At 70.5% G+C, this 19,471-nt stretch carries 13 protein-coding genes; 6 read left to right on the forward strand and 7 right to left on the reverse strand.

All coding sequences use genetic code 11. The features are described from left to right. Nucleotides 1-25 precede the first annotated feature (25 nt). The gene (locus AC07EG_RS35335) at nt 26-3,646 is read right to left on the reverse strand and encodes a S8 family serine peptidase (protein ID WP_478257609.1); all 3,621 of its coding nucleotides are present in this window, start codon (nt 3,644-3,646) and stop codon (nt 26-28) included. 325 nt (nt 3,647-3,971) lie between these two features. Between AC07EG_RS35335 and AC07EG_RS35340 the strand changes: the two genes are divergently transcribed. After that, a complete protein-coding gene (locus AC07EG_RS35340) occupies nt 3,972-4,304 on the forward strand; it encodes a hypothetical protein (RefSeq protein ID WP_478257610.1) in 333 nt (110 codons plus the stop codon). Between the two features lie 188 nt (nt 4,305-4,492). Here AC07EG_RS35340 and AC07EG_RS35345 read toward each other — a convergent pair whose 3' ends face one another. Continuing rightward, nucleotides 4,493-5,890: a S28 family serine protease gene (locus AC07EG_RS35345; protein WP_478257611.1), complete on the reverse strand. Its 1,398-nt coding sequence runs from the start codon at nt 5,888-5,890 to the stop codon at nt 4,493-4,495. 204 nt (nt 5,891-6,094) lie between these two features. Between AC07EG_RS35345 and AC07EG_RS35350 the strand changes: the two genes are divergently transcribed. Next, nucleotides 6,095-7,654, forward strand: coding sequence for an alpha/beta hydrolase (locus AC07EG_RS35350; protein ID WP_478257612.1), 1,560 nt, complete (start codon nt 6,095-6,097; stop codon nt 7,652-7,654). Between the two features lie 454 nt (nt 7,655-8,108). On the opposite strand, the gene AC07EG_RS35355 is transcribed toward AC07EG_RS35350, so the two are convergent. The 3 genes from AC07EG_RS35355 to AC07EG_RS35365 all read right to left on the reverse strand — a co-directional run bounded on the left by AC07EG_RS35355 (nt 8,109) and on the right by AC07EG_RS35365 (nt 12,144). Continuing rightward, nucleotides 8,109-10,010 carry a S9 family peptidase gene (locus AC07EG_RS35355; protein WP_478257613.1) on the reverse strand — a complete coding sequence of 634 codons (1,902 nt, stop codon included), beginning with the start codon at nt 10,008-10,010 and terminating at the stop codon, nt 8,109-8,111. Between the two features lie 46 nt (nt 10,011-10,056). Beyond that, on the reverse strand, nt 10,057-10,395 hold the full coding sequence (locus AC07EG_RS35360) for a hypothetical protein (protein ID WP_478257614.1): 339 nt from the start codon (nt 10,393-10,395) through the stop codon (nt 10,057-10,059). Between the two features lie 210 nt (nt 10,396-10,605). Then, nucleotides 10,606-12,144: a tachylectin-related carbohydrate-binding protein gene (locus AC07EG_RS35365; RefSeq protein ID WP_478257615.1), complete on the reverse strand. Its 1,539-nt coding sequence runs from the start codon at nt 12,142-12,144 to the stop codon at nt 10,606-10,608. Nucleotides 12,145-12,662: 518 nt separating this feature from the next. Here AC07EG_RS35365 and AC07EG_RS35370 point away from each other — a divergent pair. Next, a complete protein-coding gene (locus tag AC07EG_RS35370; protein ID WP_478257616.1) occupies nt 12,663-13,493 on the forward strand; it encodes a JmjC domain-containing protein in 831 nt (276 codons plus the stop codon). Here the strand turns inward: AC07EG_RS35370 and AC07EG_RS35375 are convergent. Together AC07EG_RS35375 and AC07EG_RS35380 are read right to left on the reverse strand one after the other, a co-directional pair. Beyond that, a complete protein-coding gene (locus tag AC07EG_RS35375; protein ID WP_478257617.1) occupies nt 13,450-14,772 on the reverse strand; it encodes a lysine N(6)-hydroxylase/L-ornithine N(5)-oxygenase family protein in 1,323 nt (440 codons plus the stop codon). The genes AC07EG_RS35370 and AC07EG_RS35375 overlap by 44 nt on opposite strands. Beyond that, nucleotides 14,769-16,703 carry a GTP-binding protein gene (locus AC07EG_RS35380; protein ID WP_478257618.1) on the reverse strand — a complete coding sequence of 645 codons (1,935 nt, stop codon included), beginning with the start codon at nt 16,701-16,703 and terminating at the stop codon, nt 14,769-14,771. The genes AC07EG_RS35375 and AC07EG_RS35380 overlap by 4 nt, the downstream gene beginning before the upstream one ends. A 289-nt stretch (nt 16,704-16,992) precedes the next feature. Here AC07EG_RS35380 and AC07EG_RS35385 point away from each other — a divergent pair, with 289 nt between their 5' ends. The 3 genes from AC07EG_RS35385 (at nt 16,993) to AC07EG_RS35395 (ending at nt 19,469) form a co-directional block, all read left to right on the forward strand. Continuing rightward, nucleotides 16,993-17,160, forward strand: coding sequence for a hypothetical protein (locus AC07EG_RS35385; protein ID WP_478257619.1), 168 nt, complete (start codon nt 16,993-16,995; stop codon nt 17,158-17,160). Between the two features lie 84 nt (nt 17,161-17,244). Next, a complete protein-coding gene (locus tag AC07EG_RS35390; protein WP_478257620.1) occupies nt 17,245-18,228 on the forward strand; it encodes an arginase family protein in 984 nt (327 codons plus the stop codon). Between the two features lie 32 nt (nt 18,229-18,260). Next, nucleotides 18,261-19,469 (forward strand): tetratricopeptide repeat protein, encoded by a 1,209-nt coding sequence (locus AC07EG_RS35395; protein WP_478257621.1) that lies wholly within the window; start codon nt 18,261-18,263, stop codon nt 19,467-19,469. Nucleotides 19,470-19,471 lie beyond the last annotated feature (2 nt).

Below are 19,471 nucleotides of genomic sequence, written 5' to 3' on the forward strand. Positions count from 1 at the left end.
CCGGAGCGAGTCCGCGGGGGACCGGTCAGCCGATCCGCATGGCCCGGATGATCGTCTGCTCCACGGTGTTGCCGTCGCCGTCGACGGCTTTCGCCCGCAGTGAGGCGAAGCCGGTGGCCGGGTTCGGCACGGTGGCGGACCACCCGGTCCGGTCACGGCGCAGTTCCGTGTCCTGCCACGTGGTGCCGTCGTCGTAGGACACCTCGACGTCGAGGTGCCGCACGGACGGCACCCCGTCCTGGCGGGTGACCCGCACCGGGAACGTGAACCGGCCCGCCGGGACCAGGTTGTCCAGGCCGGTGCGCGGGGCGAAGCCCACCGCGAGCAGCGGGAGCTTCCGGCCGTCGCCCGCCGAGGACGAGCGGAACGTCCAGGACCCGCTCACCTTCGTCGAGGTGGTCCAGTCGGGGTGCGTGCGGGTGACGTCCGCGGTCAGCCGGTAGGCCGCGTCCGCTGCCGGCACGGTGAAGAGTCCGTGACCGGCCCGGGGATCGGTGCCGATCAGGGTGCCCTCCCGGTACAGGCTCGTGGACCCCTGGTCGATGCCGCCCTCGGGATCGGGCAGGCTGGGGTGCCCGGCGCCGTCGGTGAACAGCGGGACCAGCAGGTCCAGCGCACCGGCGTTCCGCCAGGCCCAGGGACGGGTGCTGATGTGGGTGTCCGGGGACTCGCCGGCGAAGCCGGGTCCGAAGACCGGCGCGTTCCAGCGGACCTCGTGCTCGTGGCCCGCGGTGAGGTCCACCGTTTCCCGGGATTCGCCGAGCGCCGCGCTGAGCCGGTTGAGCTCCCAGGTGCCCGGGGTGAAGTGCTCCACCCGTTCGGCCGACTCCGGGGCCGGTCGCGTGGGGAAGTAGATCGGCCCGCCGTCCACGAATCCCCTTGCGGTGGCGGAGTCGGTCCCGGTGCCGTGGTAGGCGGTCTTCACCGCGGCCAGGTCGGCGAGCGCCACCTCGTGGGTGGTGGAATCCGGGACCCGGCCGGCATGGGTGAGCAGCACCGAACTGCGCAGGCGGCTGCTCTCGCGCAGCGCCAGTCCCGCTTCCAAGCCGCCTCGGGCGGCCGCGGCCTCGAACGACTGCCCGGTGCGGTCGGAGAGGACGACCAGCGGCAGCGGCGCCGGTGCCTCCAGGTAGGACAAGCCCCGTTCGCTGAGCGCGACGGCCTTCGCCCCCGCCGAGTGGAGCGCGTCGACGCGCCGGTACGCCTCGTCCGGGTCCAGGGCGGGTGGCAGTTCCACCACCACCAGCTTGCCGTCCACACCGGACGGATCGCTGCCGTCGCCGCCGTGGGTGACGGGGAGCCGGGTGAACTCGGGCAACGGGGCACCGGGCAACTTCCGGGTCTCCACCTCGAACCGCTCGGGCGATTCGGCGAACAGCTCCACACCCAGTTCCTCGAACAGGGAAGAAACGTTGTAGCTGAACGAGGGCGCCGAAACCCCGGGCTGCGCGTGGACGAACATCTCATCGAAACGCGGGTCCCACTGGTGGCTGTACCCGGTGTCGGACCGGCCGAGGTCCCTGATGCGGTGCCCGGTGTTGATCATGCCCCAGGAGGACCGGGCGCCGGGCTGGCCGAGGCCGACGCTCACCTTCTTCGCCAGCCTCCCGTCGAGCGTGAGCTCGGTCCGGCGGTCGATCGTCAGTTCCGGGTGGGTGACGACGGTGGCCGAGTACCGCTGCTCCTGATCGACCGTGATGAAGGTGCCGGAGATCCCGTAGCGTCCCTCCGGCAGCAGGCCCAGCCGCCCGCCCTGGCTGAAGTGGAACTCGCCGTCGTCCAGGTTGACCAGCGCCAGGAGGGCTTGACCGGGCACGGCACCCGTGCGGTCGAGCAGGTTCACCGTGACGTCGTGCCGCGGCTCCTCCTGGTTGACACCGATGAGCGCGCGGACCGACACGCTCCCGTCCGCGGTGGACGCGACGAGGCTGCCGCCGTGGGCGCCGGGCGGGGAGTCGCCGGGGTGCACCGTCAGGCCCACCTCCGCCTCGCCACCCGCGGGGACCGTCACCGAGTCCGCCGAGAGCGCGACGAGACCGGCCGGTGCCGGCGAGCCGCCGGGGGCGGCCAGATCGAGCGCCAGGTTCAGCGTCACCTCAGCGGGACCGGGATTCCGGTAGGTGACCGCACGCAGCACCGGTTCGGTCGCGCCGACCGGCAGCGGAACGTTGGTCACCGCGGGAGAAACCTGGATCGCCTGCGTGGTGGCCTGGCCGGCGTCGAGCAGGCCGGAGCCCACGGCGAACGCCCCCAGCGACGGCAGCGGCTTCGCGGAGCCGATCAACCCGCCCTTGAGTTGTTCACCGGTCCAGTCCGGGTGTCGCTGGAGCAGGATCGCGGCGGCGCCGGCGGTGTGCGGTGTGGCCATCGACGTGCCCGACAACGAGGTGTGGTGGTCGTCGACCGGCTGGCCCAGCGCGGTCCCCGCCGCGCGGGCGGCGACGATGGAACTGCCCGGAGCGGCGATCTCGGGCTTCACCGCGCCGTCGAGCCGGCGCGGCCCCCGGCTGGAGAAGCCGGAGAGTTCGCCCGCCTTGGTCACGCTGCCGACCGCCAGCGCGGCGTCGGCGGCGGCCGGGGAGCTGACCGTCTCCTCCGCACCCGCGTTGCCGGCGGCGACCACGAACAACGTGCCGTGCTCGCGGCTGAGCCGGTTGACCGTCATCGAAGTCGGGTCGGTGCCGTCGGTCGGGCTACTGCCGAGACTGAGGTTGACCACCTTCGCGCCGACTTCGGCGGCCGCCCACTGCATGCCGGCGATGACGTCGTCGCTCTGCCCGTCACCGGAGCTGTCGAGGACCTTGCCGACGGCCAGCCCAGCATCCGGGGCGACCCCCCGGAACCTGCCGCCGGAGGCCGCACCGGTCCCGGCGATGGTCGAGGCGACGTGCGTGCCGTGCCCGTTGCCGTCCTTGGCGTCGGGCTCGGCGGTGAAGTTCTCGGTCACGCCGATCTTGCCCGCGAAGTCGGGGTGGGCCGGGTCGATCCCGGTGTCCAGCACGGCCACCGTGACGCCCTTGCCGGTGTGCCCGCCCTGCCAGGCAGCCGGCGCGCCGACCTGGGGCACGCTCTGTTCCAGGTCGGCCTGGATGCGGGCGTTGAGCCAGACCTTGCGCACACCACCGGAGAGCGCGTCCGGTCCGCCGCTGAGCGCCTGCCAGGTCAGGTGCGCCGCGGCCTTGTCCCCGTTCACGGCGGTGTACCCGGGGAGCACGCGCTCGACGCTCGCCCCGGCCGGAGCCGCCGACGCGCTCGTGCCGTCGCCGGTTTCGAGCAGGAGCGGGATGGTGCCGGTCCCGGCGTCGTGGTAACCCTGGCGGATCAGCCCGGTGATGTTGAAGAGTTCACGGTCCAGCTTGCCCGAGGCCACCATCGTGGCCGCTCGTTCCGGGAGCAGGTACTGGTCGAGGTGCCGCCCGTTCTGCCTGGTGAAGCGGAAAGCTCCCCCCGGGGTGCCGGCTTCGAGCTGGGCGGACCAGCGGTCGCCCGCGCGCGCCGCCAGGACCACGTCGCCGGTGATCAGCGTGACGCGGTGCTCGTCGCCGGTGGCGACCGGTTCGGGAGCCGCTGCCGCGGTTCCCGCCGTCACCGGTGACGTCGTGATGGCCGTGGCGAGCAGTCCCGCCAACCACATTCGTCCGCGCATCGAACTCCTCATCGTCGGAGAAAGCCGGTGTCACCGCCCTGGCACCCGCGCAGCCAACCCCGAGCGGCGAGCGAGGAACTGGTCAGTACCGGGCAGCGACGCTGAAGTCGTCGCGTTGGAGCAGTGGTTCGTCGGGCCGCCAACCCGTTGTATCTAAGGAACAGAGGCATCGACGCTCTTTCAGCGGACGGTGAAGTCACCCCCGGGTGGTGCGCTCCAGCAGTGGGCTCGCGCCTCCGAGAGGCCCTGTCCGCGTCTTGGTGACAGTGCCGTGACAGAGACGGTTTCTAACTTTCGAAGCCCATCCGAAAGTCAAAGGAGAACAATGAAGAGGTCCCTATTCGCGCTGGCCGTGCTGCCCGCTGCCGGTGCACTGGCCGCACTGGGCGCGGGCACCGCCTCCGCCACCACCACGCCCGCCACCAGCGCGGCGTCCTCGAACCAGGCGATGGCGAACTGCGATCCCATCTGGATGCTCTCCGACCGGGCCGGGGGCAACTGCCACGACATCGCGTTCCGCGTGGGTGTCCGGTGCAAGTCGACCACGGGTGAATGGCTGGTCTTCTTCAGCGACTGGCGCCAGCCGGGCAACCCCGGGACGGCTTTCTGCCCGGGCGGCTGGGAAACCGTGAGCGCTGCCTACGACCTCCCCGAATAGGCTCGAGAGCGGCCTTCCCGGTGATCACCGGGAAGGCCGCCCCTGCCCCGCCAGCCGCCCTCGGCGGAGCCGCTGCGCGGCACGGCTTCCCCGCGGTACCAGTGGCTCCCGAACACTTCGTTTCACGTCCACGCAGCGCGTCACGGCCGGGTTCCTGCCGGCGCGGTGAGCCCGCGGGCAGGGGAGGATCAGAACGGCAGCGGCGTCCGGACGACCTCCAGCTCGGCCGGGTTGATCACCGGAGGCGCACCGGCGGTCTGGAACCCGACGTCGGCCCAGCGGCGCACGATGTCGGTCGCCGCGAGGCGGTCACCGTCGGCGAGCAGCGAGATCTTCGCCCCGTGGTGCGCACCCGGTGCGGTGTAGAGGTGCGAGTCGTGCGGGCTCGGCGTGAACCGCTCGGCGCTCCAGGGGTCGTTCTCCCCGTAGACGAACATGATCCGCTGCCCGGAGGTGCGCACCCACCGGTCCACGTCGGGCATCGGAGCCGGGTTGTGCGCCCGGTGCAGCTCCGGCGGAACGTTGGAGTACACCGACGACGAGTCCGGGTACTCGAGGTAGGGGCGCAAGTGCGCGAACTGCGGCTGGGGCCAGCCGAGTTCGGTCATCGCGTGGAAGTAGTACGGCGTCATCTGGCCGAGGTCGTTGTCGCTGAACGAGCCGAAGGCGACGGTGTTGTTGATGTACTCGAAGATCTGCTCGGTGGTGGCGGAGGCCGGCGGCACCTTCGCGCACTCCGCCTGGCCGAGGAACTGCCAGAACGCCCAGCCGAGCATCATCACCGACTTCTCGAACGCCTGGTCGAGGCTGCCGACGATGTTGTCGTAGGTCCAGCCGGACTTGGCCGCGTGCTGCGTCAGCAGGGCGACCAATTCCGGCCTCCGCTCGAACGCCTCCACCTGGAGGTCGGCGAGCGCGGTGCGGCAGGCTTCGGGGCCGACGGACGCGAAGAACCGGTCGTAGGCGCTGTCCTCGTCGTTGTCGCGGTCGTTCGGCGCCACGTACGCGACGACGCCGTCGACATCACCCGGGTAGAACCGGCTGTGGTAGACCGAGGCCATCCCGCCCTTGCTGGCCCCGCTGGACAGCCAGTTCTTGGTGTAGAGCGGCTTGAGCGCGGTCACCAGCCGGTGGTGATCGGTCGCCGCCTGCCAGGTGGTGAGGTGGTCCCAGTTCGCCGGCTCCGGCCGGGACGGCGGGAAGAAGCGCTGCTCGGTCGAAATCTGATTGCCGCCGACGAGCTGGGTCGTCTCGGTGCGGAACGGGGCCGGGTAGAGCCCGTACCCGGTGGTGTGCAGGATCATCGGCCGGTCGACCGACTTGTGCACCAGGCTGAACCGCTGCTGGAAGGTGGCACCGTCCGGCTTGCGGTGATCGACGGGCTGCGTGTAGCCGAGCACGAAATAGCGATGCTCCGGGGCCGGGGGCGTGCCCTCGGAAAGCACCGTCAGACCCGGGATCCGCTTGAGCTGGTCGAGGATGTCGTCCTGCGGCGCGGCACCCGCCGCACCCACCGGACCGAACAGTCCCGCGACGACCGCGACCGCGGCGCCGAAAGCCGCGGTTCTCCGTAACTTGGTGAACAAATCGGACTCATTTCTCGTACGTCGTCCCCCCAGTCGGTGACGACCACAGGAGTTTGGTCGAAACCGCCCCGCTCATCCCTCGATTAGGCCACGCCGGAATATGGCGATCATCACACCAGTGGCTACCCCGGCTCGTCCACGCCGGTGGGCTGGCGCCCGGCGCTGCCGCTACAGTCCCCGGGTCCGATCGAACTGGGGGTTCGAATGAGGAGATTCCTCACCACCGGCCTGACCGCGCTGCTCGCCATGGGCACCGCGGCAGCCGCCAGCACACCGGCGCACGCCACTTCGCAGCTCGACTTCGGGGCCTGCCCGGCGGATGTCGCCCAGGTGTACCCGGCACTGGAATGCGCCACGGTCAACGTCCCGCTCGACTATTCGCGGCCGTTCGGCGCGCGGATGGACGTGCTCGTCTCGAAGCACGCCAGTACCGACCCGGCGAAACGGCGCGGCGTGCTGTTCGTCAACCCCGGCGGCCCGGCGGGTTCCGCGGTGATGCAGGCGGGCAAGCTGTCCTCTCCGGACGCGACCGGGTACACCCGGCTGCCGGAGGAAGTGCTCGCGGCCTACGACATCATCGGCCTCGATTCCCGCGGCACCGGCCACAGCCAGCCGCTCAGCTGCGTCGGCGAGGACTACTGGCGCCAGCTGCAGCCCGATCCGGACCGGCCAGAAGAGCGGGACAAGAGCTGGGAGCGCTGGACGGCCTTCGCCCGCTCGTGCGCGGAGAAGAACGGCGAGAAGCTGAAGTACACCGGCAGCCGCAACGTGATCCAGGACATGGACCGCGTGCGCGCGCTGCTCGGCGAGGAGAAGATCAGCTACCTGGGGTACTCCTACGGCACCTACCTCGGCAGCGCGTATGCCGAGCGGTACCCGGACCGGGTGGACCGGATGGTCCTCGACAGCTCGATGAATCCGGTGGAACCGCAGATGTGGTACCACAACTCGACCGGTCAGGTCGCCGCGGGAGTGGCCCGCGAGCACGCCTACTTGAGCTGGATCGCCCAGTACGACAACGTGTTCCACCTCGGCAAGAGCCATGACGAGGTGGACGCGGCGTGGAAGAAGCTGCTCGGCGACTTCCGGAAGGCGCCGCGCGGGCCGTTGAAGAACGTCGGCGCGGTGGAACTGATGGACGTCTACATCGCCAACCTGTCCCACGAGCTCTACTGGGAACCCCTCGCGAAGGCGATGGCCGACTACGTGCTGCGCGGTGACGATCGCGCCGTGCTGGACTGGGCGACTCCATCCGGTGGCGCGGAGGGGGAGAGCTCCATCGCGGGAATGATCTCGATCGCCTGCGTCGACTCCGACGCGCCGACGGACCGGACCAGGATCGAACGCGATTTCGGCGAGCTGGCCAAGAGCAGCGATTTCGCCTGGTACAACGTGTCGATCCCGTCCGCCTGCGCCAACTGGCCGGTGCGCGACCAGCGCCTCGTGCCGTCGGGGAAGAACCTGCCGCCGGTCCTGCTCTTCGGCGTCGAAGGAGACTCCGCGACGCCGTACGCGAACACCGTCGCGATGCACGAGCGGCTGCCCGGTTCAGTGCTGGTGACCGAGCGTGGCTCGGGCACCCACTGCTTGTTCGGCAGCCACCCGGCGATGGTCAACTGGGAGGCCCAGCGGATCGGCAAGGAATACCTCGTCGACGGCCTGCTCCCGAACGCCGACCTCGACATCGCGCCACATCCCCTGCCGGTGCCCACGGCGGGGACCGCGGCGGCCGCGCGTCCAGCCGTCGTTTCGCAGCACTCGTGACACCCGCTGACCCGCCCTCGTTGCCACGGGGCGGGTCAGCCTCGCGAAGGCGCTGATCCACCGCTGTCAGGGCCTGCCCGTGGAGACGGCCCCCTCGCCGGTCGGGCTGACCGGATTCGAACCCGCGATCCCTTGGCTCCCAGACACGCCCCGGCGGGGCACTGCACTCCGCCGACAGCGGTAGGGGGGTGACAAGTGGCGGAGGACGAGTATCAAGGGATGCGCAATGCCGGAAGGGTCCAGGTTGGCCAGGGCGGTACTTCAACCTGTGTGGCAAAATCCGGTAGATCCCGCCTCTTCCCGAAGGCGAGCTGTCTGGCTGAACATGGAGTTCGGCAGGCGGTGGGCATGCTGGCGGGCAACCACGTCTTGACGCTGGCTCACTCGTGTGGTGTGGCCGTGACCAGCGGAACGGACCGGTGGGAACAACGACGCCAGCACCAGGTGTCCCCGGTCAGGGCCGGAGCCAGCGGTCGAACCAGGCCCGGGTGCGGCGCAGGACGTCGAGTTGGTGGTTGCGTTCCCGGATCGAGTGGCCTTCCCTGGGGTAGATCACGAACTCGTGCTCGGCGCCGAAGTGGCGCAGTGCCCGGTGGAAGTACACGGCCTGGCCGAGGGGGACGTTGGTGTCCTCGGCGCCGTGCAGGATGAGCACCGGGGTGCGGACGCGGCCGGCGAAGGAGACCGGGCTGACCGCGTCATGCGGGTGCGGGCCGATCCCCTCCCACCCGGTGCTGCCGCCGAGCGCGGCCTCGAACTGGCCGTTCTCCCCGGTCGCGGCCAGCATGCCCCAGTCGGTGACGCCGGAGCTGACCAGCGCGGCGCGAAACCGGTCGGTCTGCCCGATCGCCCAGGCGGCCGTGAACCCGCCGTGGCTCCCGCCGGCGATGCCCAGCCGGTCGGGGTCGGCGATGCCCTCGGCGACGAGCAGGTCGATGCCGGTCAGGATGTCGGTCCACTCCTCCTGGCCGACCCTGCCCGCGACGCTGGCGGCGAACTCGTGACCGTGTCCTTGGCCGCCGCGTGGGTTGGGCAGGAACACCGCGTGGCCGGCGGTGGCCAGCCACTGTGCGCTGGGGAACCAGAACAGCTGGAGTCGATCGGCGTACCGGTCGTAGGGGCCGCCGTGCACGATCGTGACGAGCGGGAACGGGCCGTCCGAAGCGGATTTCCCGGCCGGCAGCACGAGCAGACCGTCCAGCTCGAGGCCGTCGGCGGCTCGATAGGCCAGCGGTCGCTGGGTACCGAAGGCGATGCCCTCCAGTTCGGGGCGGGTGTCCGTGACCTTCCGCAGCGGCCCGGCCGGTGGCCCAACACGAACGTTCGTGGGTTGGTAACGGGTACCGGTCAGTGCCGCGATCGACGTGCCCGCGGAGTTGGTGGTGAGGGCGTCGAGGCGGCCGGGGTGCTGCGACAGTGGCGTGGGACCGTCGGGATCGAGCCTGGCCAGGGTCGTGTTCAGGCCGTCGGCGAACACCACCAGAGGAGCGGCGTCGCTCTGGCACAGTTCGGTGGGGCACATCGGCAGGCCGGCGGTGCGGTTGCGGCGGACGCGGCTGCTCATGGCCAGGTCGAACACGGCGGTGCCGGCGTGGAGGACCGGTGGGGTGAGGGCGAGGTAACCGAGGTGCCAACCGTCTTCAGCCGGCCACCAGGCCAGGGATTGCGCGTCGGCCTCGACCGGTCCGAGGTCCTCCGCGGTCCCCGTGGTGGGGTCGAACAGGTGCAGCCGGCCGGTGCGGGGGCCGTGGTCCATGTCGGGGCTGGCCTGGGTGAGCACGGCGAGCGGGCCACCGTCGGGTCGTTGCCGCAGTTCCACGACGTGCCGGTCGCCGAACACGCTCGGGGTGGTGACCTGGCCGGTGCGCAGGTCGAGCAGGCGCAGCCGGGCACGCGGTTCGCGCTCACCGACGACAATGGCGTCGTCACGGTCCCGGGCGCGGCGCCTGTCCTGCTCGGTGGGCTCGTCTTCGGCGAGCAGCGCAACCAGGTTGGGCTCGGTGAGCGGCAGGTGATCGACGATGCCGGCGCGCCAGCCGGTCAACGCGATCACCACGCCGTCAGCGGGGGTGAGCCGGTGCAGCTGCGAAGTGCCACGCTCCGCGCGGTCGGACAGGAAGTACAGCGAGCGCGAGTCCGCGGACCAGCGAGGGCGAGACTCCGTCGCGGTGCCGGCCGTCGCCCGACGCCACACGCCGTCGTTTTCGATGTCGGCGAGCCAGAGCGCGGAGTCGAGGTGGTCACCGATCCGGCTGGTGGGGGCGAGGACGTAGCAGAGCAACTGCCCGTTCGGAGCGAGAGCCGGTGTCTGCGGGACGCGGCCCTCGGCCACGAGTTCGGCGGTCAAACCTGTCATTCGATCAGTGTGCCAACGTCAACAGCGCCCCGTGGACGAGCCGGGTTCACCGCTCGCACGGTGGCCGGTATTCGTGCCCGGGCAGGCATCTGGCCCAGTTCTCCCGGCTGATCGGCGGCCGCGCGGTGGCGCAGGTGCTCGCGGCGGCGTAATCCGGCTCGGTTCCCAGAGTTGGGCGGCGTGGTCGGTGGCGCCGCCGGCGAGTACCTGCCCGTCCGGCCGGAACGCCACCGTGCCCGGACAGCGTGGCCGGCGGCGGCGGGTGGTCGAGGTCGCTCACGTCGAGCAGCCGCTGGGTCTTGGCCCGGTCGTTCCAGGTGGGCAGGTGTCGCCCCTCCGGGCTCAGCGACCGGGCGGTGACCAGGTCCTCGTGTCTGCCGTTCACCGGAATCTTCGCCGATCTGGGACACCCACGGCCCGAGCGCACGAATCGTCTGGCTGACCCGGCCCGGAGGGCTCACTTCGCGCAACCCCCGGGTCCGGTCCGGCGCCGGCGTGGTGGCGGTGGCCGATCCGGCGCTGTGTCCGGGTGGCCACACGGTCTCGTCGCGGCCGGAGCCGGTGACCCGGGTCGGCCCGGGTCACCGGCCCGGCGTCACGGACGGGTGGTGGTGCAGACGTTCGGTTGCATGGTGACCGAGTGGTCGCCGCCCCAGTGCGCGGCGGTGCCGACGACGCGATGGGGGGCCCAAGTGCCGGTGTTCGGGTTGTACCGCGTCCACGCGATCTTCTGCGCGGTGGCCGGCAGCTGCGTGCCGTAGATGATATCGCTGCCGGGGGAGACCAGTTGGGCGTAGCCGTTCCAGTTGCCCGGGGTGACCTGGTCGCGTTGGAGCCACGCCTGGCTGTTGTGGTCGTAGTGGAAGCGGATCAAGGCCCCCGCGGGGGTGCGGCCGTAGAGCACGCCGTCGCCGGCCGCGGTGATGGACTTGAACCGGTCCCACCCGGTGCCGAGCACCACGCCGCCGTCGTGCTGCCAGCGTTTGGCCGCGCTGTCCCAGGTGAACACCCGCAGGTCGCCGTTGGGGTCGATGCGGTAGATCCGGCCCTGGGAGTCCACGGTGAGCTTGTCGCGGTTGGCCGTGGCCAGGTAGTACTGCCAGCCGGAGCCGACCTTGTTCCCGCCCTTGACCTGACCGGCCACGGTGGTGTCCCAGAGCCGCAGGTCCCCGTCGGCGAACGGATCGGTGGTGCCGGTTTTCTGGTGCACCGTCCACGCCACGTCGCCGGGGCCGGCTTTCAGCACACCGGGAACCGAATTGCCGGTGGCGTTGTGCACCCAGTAGTCGATGCCGTCCAGTGCGGCGTTGGCGGTGCTGTTCGGCGGACTGGTGTTCGTCGTCTGCGTCAGCACGCCGGGCTTCGTGGTGAAGAAGCGGGTGAAGGACGAGCACTTGATGAACTGGTCCGGATTGTGCTGGCCGAACCAGTCGATCAGGTCGTCTACGCGCACTTCGGTGGATCCGCTGCGGCTGGTTTCGGTGGCGCCGAGGCAGCCTTTCTGCCAGGACGTGGAGTGCACGCCCACCAATTCGGGATTCCACTGGTCGCCCCGGTAGGTGGGGCCACCGGCGTCGCCGCGGCAGGTGTCGGAGGCGCCCTGCACGACGTAGGTGGTGCCGGCGATCGAGGAGACCGCGGTGTCGGCGATGTGCTGGTGTTGCGGTACCCATTCGGTGGCGGTACGGCCGAAGCCGGCGATCTTCAGCGCTTCCGAAGGCTGGGGTGGCCGTGACGAAAGCCTGGCGCCGCTGAGCCCGGCGCGGGCCTCCAGCTTGGCGAAGACCAGGTCGCGGTCCTCCCGGGGGCGCAGGTCGACGATCCGCTGGGTCAGGTTGTAGGAGCCGCCGCCTCCCCGCGTTTCCACCGCGTCGGCGTAGATGCGGGCGATGGTGGTGCGGGACGGCGGGCCGGGGTTGATGCGGAAGCCCTGTGCCGGGTTCTCCGCGAAACAGCTCGCGGCGGTGATGATCCACTGGTCGTCGACCAGCGTCCCCGAGCACGCGCGGAAGTTGTCGCCGACGGTGATGCGCACGCTGCCCGGGTACGGCCCACCGTAGCCACCGGTCGGCACCCCGTTGCTGACCGCGGAGGCCGGCGCGGCGGCCAGCGTGGCCGTGGCGACCCCGGCCACCAGCACTGCCAGCGAGCGATGTACCGCTCTGGTTGTTGTCGTTCTCAAGATTCACCCCAGTTTGGATTGTCAGAAAAATGTAAAATCGCCGGTCAATGGCGGAGTCGGCTTTCCCGGTGGCCTGACAGTTTTCTGTAGGAACTCCCATCTTGCGGAGGGCTCGCCCGAGTCGGCCAACCGTCATACTACTGATCTGCGTAGGCCATGAACAGTTCCTGAAGTGCACAATCTTCCGGATGACGTCGACCTGAAATGGTGAAGGTCTGCTGGCCGAACCGGCTCGACCGAGGTCGTCGGCGACTCCGCCGCGCCAGGGGGTGATCGGAGAACGCCGCAAGGACGGCATCACCGAGCGGTGGTCGCGGCGTGGCGGATTCCCTTCCGGCGAGATCTCCTCCGGCCGCCGTTGGCGGCGGCGTTCACCGCAGGGTGAAATGGTTGATCGCCGCGGAAGCCGCTGGCTAGGTTTCAATTGCCGAATCAGGCATTTTTCCGATCATTGACCGCGGGGAGCTCCAGTGGACACCGAGAACACCACGTACGAACTCGAGGAATTCGATTCCGGCGTCTTCTTCAGTGAATTCTGGCGGCGGAAGCCGCTCCTGGTGCGGGGTGGGGCGCCCGGCTTCCTCGGCCGCCGGTGGCCGGTCGAGGAGTTCGACGCGGCCAAGGAAGCAGCGGTGCGCGGCGGGCACGCCATCAGAGAACGCGCGGGCGAGGTGACCTTCATCGAGGGCGTCTCCTCCTTCCACGACGACCTTTCCCGGCGGGCGGCGGAATTCGGCAGGTTGTTCGGTGCACCGCAGACCTGGTTCGACACGGTACGCACCCATTCTTCGAGCGGTATCGGCGCGCACTTCGACCACAGCGACAATTTTGTGCTCCAGCAGAGCGGAACCAAGGACTGGTACCTCGCCCCGCCGGCGAACATCGAGCAGGCCGACATCGCCAGGCGCATGATGAACCTGCCCGGCGTCGGCGGCCACCGGTTGCCGGAGGAGACCAGGCTCCACTTCGAGGTCGCGCCGGACGACCTGCTCTACATCCCGCTGTTCTGGCTGCACTCCGGTGTCTCCCGCGGCGAGTCGCTGAGCCTTTCCCTGGTGTGCCCGGCGGTTTCGCTGTACTCGGCGGTCGCCCCCTTCCTGGCCAAGGCGATGAAGGCGGGAGCGCTCGGCTACCAGCCGATCCCCGCCCTGCACGCGGGGCTCTCCGCCGACGAACGAGAGCGGACCACCGAGAAGGTGCACGCGGCGACCCGCGCGCTGCTGAACCGCCTCGGCCAGGACGACCTCGCCGAGGCGGTCATCGCACTGCAGGAGGAGCACCTGCGGGTTCCGACGGCCTGACCGGGACGGGGCGGGATCGCCGGGCCGCCAGCGCCCCGGCGATCTCCCCCGCCCGCACGGCGACGTTGGAGAGCAGGGAAGACGAAAGGCCGTGCGTGTGCTCGGTCCCGCCTTGCAGGTACACCCCCGCGTGCACCCCGGGTGCGGTGACCACGCGGTGGTCGCGCTCCACCGCGGGCAGGCCCTGTTCGTCGAGTTCGATGTGGTCGGCAGCCGAACCGAGCAGGCGGACGGGATCCATCGGCCGGTAACCGGTTGCGCAGACCACCACGTCGACGGACAGTTCCCACTGCTCGCCGGTGCCCAGCGCCCGGATGCCGACGCGCACCCCGCTGCCCTCGGCCCGCATCCCGGTCACCTCGGCCAGGTTCACCAGGTGGAGCCGTTGCCGCCCGCGCACCTTCTCGTCGTAGTGGCGCCGGAACAGTTCGGAGATCAGGTCGTCGTCGACCACCGAGTAGTTGGTGTTGGCGTGGTAGTCGCGGAACCTGCGCCGGATCTCGGGTGGGGCCTGGAAGAAGTCGTCCACGGCCGCCGGGTCGAACACCCGGTTGGTGAACGCCGAGTCGTCGGCGCGGCTGTAGCCGTACCGCGACATGACGGCGTGCACCTGGCTGTCGGGGAAGCGCTGGTGCAGGTGGGCGGCGACCTCGGCGGCGCTCTGCCCGGCACCGACCACAGCGAACCGCAGGCCCGCCCGTTCGGGCAAGTCGGTGAGCCGGTGCAGGAACTCGGCGCTGTGCCAGACCCGCGGTGAGCGTGGCGCGAAGGCCGGCAGGAACGGGGTGATCCCGGTGGCGAGCACCAGGTTCCGCGTCCGCCGGACGAGCTCCCGCCCCGAGCCGGTCCGCGTCACCACGTCCCAGTACCGCACCACGTCGCCGCCGGGCACCGGTCGCACATCCACCAGTTCGGTGTCGTAGACGACGCGGTCGCGGAACTCCGCCTCGACCCAGCCGAGGTAGTCGTGGAATTCGACCCGGGTGGGGAAGTGTGCGCCGAGGTTGACGAAGTCGGCGAGCCGATCCCGTGCGTGCAGGTAGGACAGGAAACTGAAGCGGCTGGCCGGGTTCCGCAGGGTCACCAGATCCTTGAGGAAGCTGACCTGCATGGTGGCCTCGGGCAGCAGCAGCCCGGGGTGCCAGCCGAAGGCGGCCTTGCGCTCGAGGAACACCGCCCGCGGCCGGATTTCGGCGGGCAGTTCGTCCAGCGCGATGGCCAGCGCCAGGTTGGCCGGGCCGAAACCAGCTCCCACCACGTCGTGGACCACGGCGCTCACCGGGCCCGCTGCGCGAGGTGGAACAGGTACTCGCGGGTGTTGAGCGGATTGCCGTCGGTGCGGTCGCGGACCGGAGCCGGGCCGTGCACCCGGCGATCGCCGTGGGCGCGGGACCACCACACGCCTTCCCCCCTGGTCAGCTCCGGCAGCAGCTTCGTCACGGTGTGGACCTGCCGGGCCGGGAGGTCCCCCTCGATGTGCCAGGACGTGCTCGTCGCCGTGGTCTCACGGATGCGTGCTTCGCAGGCGAGCAGGTGGGAGGTGGCCGGGCTGAGCGCGTCGGCGGGTACCTCGGCCTCGAAGCTGTGGCAGGGTTCGTAGACCAGCGTGCCCGCTCGGTCCAGCGCCCGCAGCAGCACGACGGGGGTGAGCAGCCGGAAGTCCCCGCCGGTGCTGCACGCGTTGTCGAAGGCGGTGTGCACCACGGTGACCACGCAGTCGGTCACCGCCCAGCCGGACAGGCCCTGCGCCAGCGCTTCGCGCACGGTTTCCTCGATCGCGCGGTGGAACGCCTGCGGTAGCGCGCCGAACTCGGTCTCCCGCCGCAAGTGCACCCCCTCCCCGCGAGGAGCGGGTTCGACCCTCAGGCCGACACCGGCCACGAACGGCGAGCGGCCGAGCTGCACCACGGCCGAGCCGCGGCCGGCCGGTCGTTCCAGGTACACCGTCCGGGTCGGGGTGAAGACCGCGTCGACACCGAAATCGCGGAGGAGCGTCTCGGCCAGTATCTCCTTCTGGATTTCGCCGTAGAGCAGGACCGAGGTCTGCCCGCCGCCGGCGGGCCTGGTGCTGATCAGCGGATCGTGCTCGGCGAGGGTGACCAGCGCCGAATGCAGCCGGGGAGCCTCGGCCGGTTCGCGGGGACCGACCAGCGTTTCCAGGCTGGGGCGGGCGAACCGGGCGGCCTCGGCGCCCTTTTCGTCCGGCGCGCCGATGCGGTCACCGACCCGGCAGGCGGACAGCCCGCGGACGCGGGCGATGCCGCCCGCGGTGAACCGATCGCGGTCACCCACCACTTCCACCCCGCTGAGCTGCGCTGAATAACCGGTGGTGGAGCCATCTGGCTCGCGCCGGTGACAGCTGACGCGGTCCCTGGCCCGGAGTTCACCGTCGAACAGCCGGACATAGGCGAGCTTTTCCCCGGCCCGGCCGCGTTCGAGGGCGAAGACCGTGCCACGGGGTTCACCGTCGGGGCGCCCGGTCGCGGCCGGGAGCAGCCGCCGCACGCCCTCCACCAATTCCGGCACGCCCGCACCGGTTCTGGCCGAGCCGAAGAACACCGGGCAGATCGCGCCGGTGGCGACCTGCCCGGCAAGCGAGCGCAGCACCTCGTCTTCCGGTACCTCCTCGCCCGCCACCAACCTGGCCAGCAGGGCGTCGTCGGAGTCGGCGAGGAGTTCAGCCACCTCCGCGGCGTTCTCCCGCCAGGTGCTGCGGACGCGTGCATCCGCGGTGCCGAGGCCGTTCGCGGTGTTCATCGGCACGATCCGCGTGGCGAGCCGTTCGCGGATCTCGTCGAGGAGTGCGGCACCACGGGCGCCGGCGCGGTCGACCTTGTTGACGAAGACGAGGGTGGGCAGGCGCATCGCGCGCAACGTCTTCATCAGCACGCGGGTCTGCGCCTGGACCCCTTCCACCGCCGAAAGCACCAGCACCGCGCCGTCGAGCACGAGCAGGGCTCGCTCGACCTCGGCGACGAATTCGGAGTGGCCCGGGGTGTCGACCAGGTTGACCTGCCGTTCACCCGCGGTGAAGGCGGCGACCGCGGTGCGAATGGTGATGCCGCGCCTCCGTTCGATTTCGGTGGAATCGGTCTGCGTGTTCCCGGCGTCTACGCTGCCCAAGCTGCCGATGGCGCCGCTGTCGTAGAGCAACCGCTCGGTGAGGCTGGTCTTGCCCGCGTCGATGTGCGCCAGTATGCCGATGTTCACCGAAAACCTGTGCTGTCCAGCTATGGTATTCATGCCTTTCCGCGAATGGGGACAGTGCTCGTCCGCGCGGGGCGGACAAACCCAACTTGGCACAGGGAAGTGCTGCGTCAGCGGGGTTTCACGCCTGGTTGAAGAAATTGACACCGGCCGCTCGGCGCGGCGAGGCTGGAGAAGCTCCGTCAACTGGGTGGCATCTCCGGCGGTATCCTGGTTATTTCTCTCGCTTTCGCGACGGACCTTTCCGGTGTTCGTCGGAAATCTTCCCCGAATACGAAAGGAATGTGATTTCATGGCGAACCTGTCTCTGGACAAGAAGCCCGCGTTCTTCCGGGTCTGGTCGGTCGAGCTGTTCTTCGAGGCCGAGGCCATGGAGACCGAAACGGTGGTGGGCAACCTGAGCGCGCCGCTGGAGTTCGACGCCGAACTGGACGCGATCCTGGGCGCCCAGGGCCGCTGACGCGACAGGCCTGACGGCAGGGGTGGCCGGCCCGCGCCGGCCACCCCGTCCAGAACCGCTCCGGACCGCAAGGAAATCCTTCGCATGACTGCGACGCACGAAGCGCACGCGGCACCCGCCTTCTGCGGGTTGCCCGCGGCGACGCCGCACACCGTGCCGCCGGGTACGGCGGCGGCGGTGCTCGGTGCCGCCTACTCGCTGGGCAGCCCGCACGAGGGCGCGGAGAACGCCCCGTTCTTCCTGCGCACCGTGTCCAAGGCCTACACCTGGGCCGCCGAGGTGCCCGCGGTCTTCGACCTGCGGCACCGCCTGCTGCTGGACCGCGTGGTCGACCTCGGTGACCTGGACTTCGGCGCGCAGGAGCTGACCGGGGCGATGGCCACCGTCGAAAGCACGGTCGCGGCGCTGCCACCGGGCGTGGTGCCGGGGCTGATCGGCGGTGACCACACGGTGACCCTGCCCGCCGTGCGCGCCCTGGCGGACCGGTCGGACCGGCCGTTCTCGGTGGTGCAGTTCGACCACCACCTCGACCTGCAGATCTGGGACGGCGCGCCGGCGAACCCCGGTGGTGCGCGGGACGCGGTGTTCCACACCAACGTGATGTCGCACGTGTCCGACCGCATCGGTGAAGGCAGGCTGTTCCAGGTCGGGGTGTCGCCCTACGCCACCGTGGAGGCCGAGGCGGCCGCCGCGGTGCCCGGGTTCCTGGCCTCGGTGGGCACGCAGATCTGCCTCAGTTCCCCCGAAATCGAAGACGCGGACCTGTTCCGCGCGGCCGTCGGCCACGGCGCCGACGTGTACCTGACGGTGGACGTGGACGTGCTCGACCGCGCGGAGATGCCCGCCACCGGCTACCCCGCCGAGGTGGGCCTGAGCACGGGACGGCTGCTGCGGCTGATCGACCTGGCGCTCGAGCGCAACCGGCTGGTCGGCTTCGACGTCGTCGAGTTCGCCGCCGCCCGCGCGGACCGCGCCCGCGACACCCTCCTCGCCGCGCAACGCGCCGCGCTGGTCTTCCTGCACCTGCTGTGCTGGGCGCGGCGGCAGGCGGGGCCGGTGCGCCGATGACCGTCGTGGATGTTCCGATCAGGAGGTTCCCCTTGTCCAGCAACACCTTCCAGCAGACGATGACCGGGCTCGAGTTCACCGCCCCAGCGGACGGGCGGGCCGACCTGTTCTCCCGCGCCTGTGTCGAGCAATACCGCGACTGGGACCCGGCCCGCTTCGGTTACCTGTTCGCCCAGGTCTTCGAGCCCAACGTGCTGGTGGAAGTGGCGCTGCACGCGGACGTGCCCTACCAGGCGCTGGCCGACCTGAGCCACCGGCCCACGGGCAGCATGGCGCACCTGGCGGAACTCGCCGGGCACGCCACCGACCTGTCCGTGGTGCAGGCGGTGAACCTGGCTGCCGCGCTGATCAGCGTCTCGCGGTTCGACGCCGCGTCGGCGGTGCTGGCGGTGGCCTTCGCCAAGGCGGCTGGGCCGCTCGAGCGCTTCGAGACCTCGATGCTCGCGTTCGTGGTGGCCAATCGCTGCGAGGACCGCGAGCGGATCGCCCGATCCTTCGGCGAGATGCGCCGGGCGATGGAGACCGGTGGTGTACCGCCCGAACGCGGGCTGGACGCCTGCGCGCAGGCGGTGGTCTGGTACCTCAAGCGCGAGGACCTCGCCGAAGCCGACTTCCGCTGGTACCTGGCCACCGGCACCCGGCTGGCCCGGTTGAGCGGGGTGGACCCCGCCCCGATCTCCTCCTGGTACCGCGCGCTGGCCATGGTGCCCGCGGCGGGCGGTGACGCCGGCCGGACCAGGGAATACATGGTCAAGGCCCGTGACGCCGCAAGGGAAACACTGGACCGCCGGCCGCGCGCGTTCGAACAGCACCTGCTCAAGACTTACTTCGAGTCCTCGCTCAAGGAATTCATGTACGTCAGCCCCGACCTCGGCCGCGCCGAGGAGTCCGGCCGGGCGCTGATCGAGCTGGACCCGGCCTGGTCACCGAGTTACGGCGAGGTCGCCGAGGTCTACCTGCGCTTCGGGAAGCCGGAGCAGGCGGCGGGGATGTACGACCAGGCCGTCGCGGCCGGGCCGCCCTACCACGGTCACCACCTGCGGCAAGCCGCGCGGACACACGAAAAGTGCGGGAACACCGAGGCCGCGCTGGCGCACTACACCAGCCTGTCGCACCTGGTCCCGGACAACGCCGGCGTGCTGACCGCGGGCCACGACCTGGCCGAGCGGACCGGTCACGGCGCGCGTACCCACTTCGCGCGGCTGCTCGAACAGCTCGACCCCAGTAAGGCCGGTCACTGAAA

It is taken from the genome of Amycolatopsis sp. NPDC045836 (assembly GCF_056431745.1).

Excerpts from the sequence above, each read along its gene's own strand:
- AC07EG_RS35390 (WP_478257620.1), top strand. The coding sequence starts at position 17,245 with ATGACTGCGACGCACGAAGCGCACGCGGCACCCGCCTTCTGCGGGTTG.
- AC07EG_RS35340 (WP_478257610.1), top strand. The coding sequence starts at position 3,972 with ATGAAGAGGTCCCTATTCGCGCTGGCCGTGCTGCCCGCTGCCGGTGCA.
- AC07EG_RS35385 (WP_478257619.1), top strand. The coding sequence starts at position 16,993 with ATGGCGAACCTGTCTCTGGACAAGAAGCCCGCGTTCTTCCGGGTCTGG.
- AC07EG_RS35350 (WP_478257612.1), top strand. The coding sequence starts at position 6,095 with ATGAGGAGATTCCTCACCACCGGCCTGACCGCGCTGCTCGCCATGGGC.
- AC07EG_RS35335 (WP_478257609.1), bottom strand. The coding sequence starts at position 3,646 with ATGCGCGGACGAATGTGGTTGGCGGGACTGCTCGCCACGGCCATCACG.
- AC07EG_RS35355 (WP_478257613.1), bottom strand. The coding sequence starts at position 10,010 with ATGACAGGTTTGACCGCCGAACTCGTGGCCGAGGGCCGCGTCCCGCAG.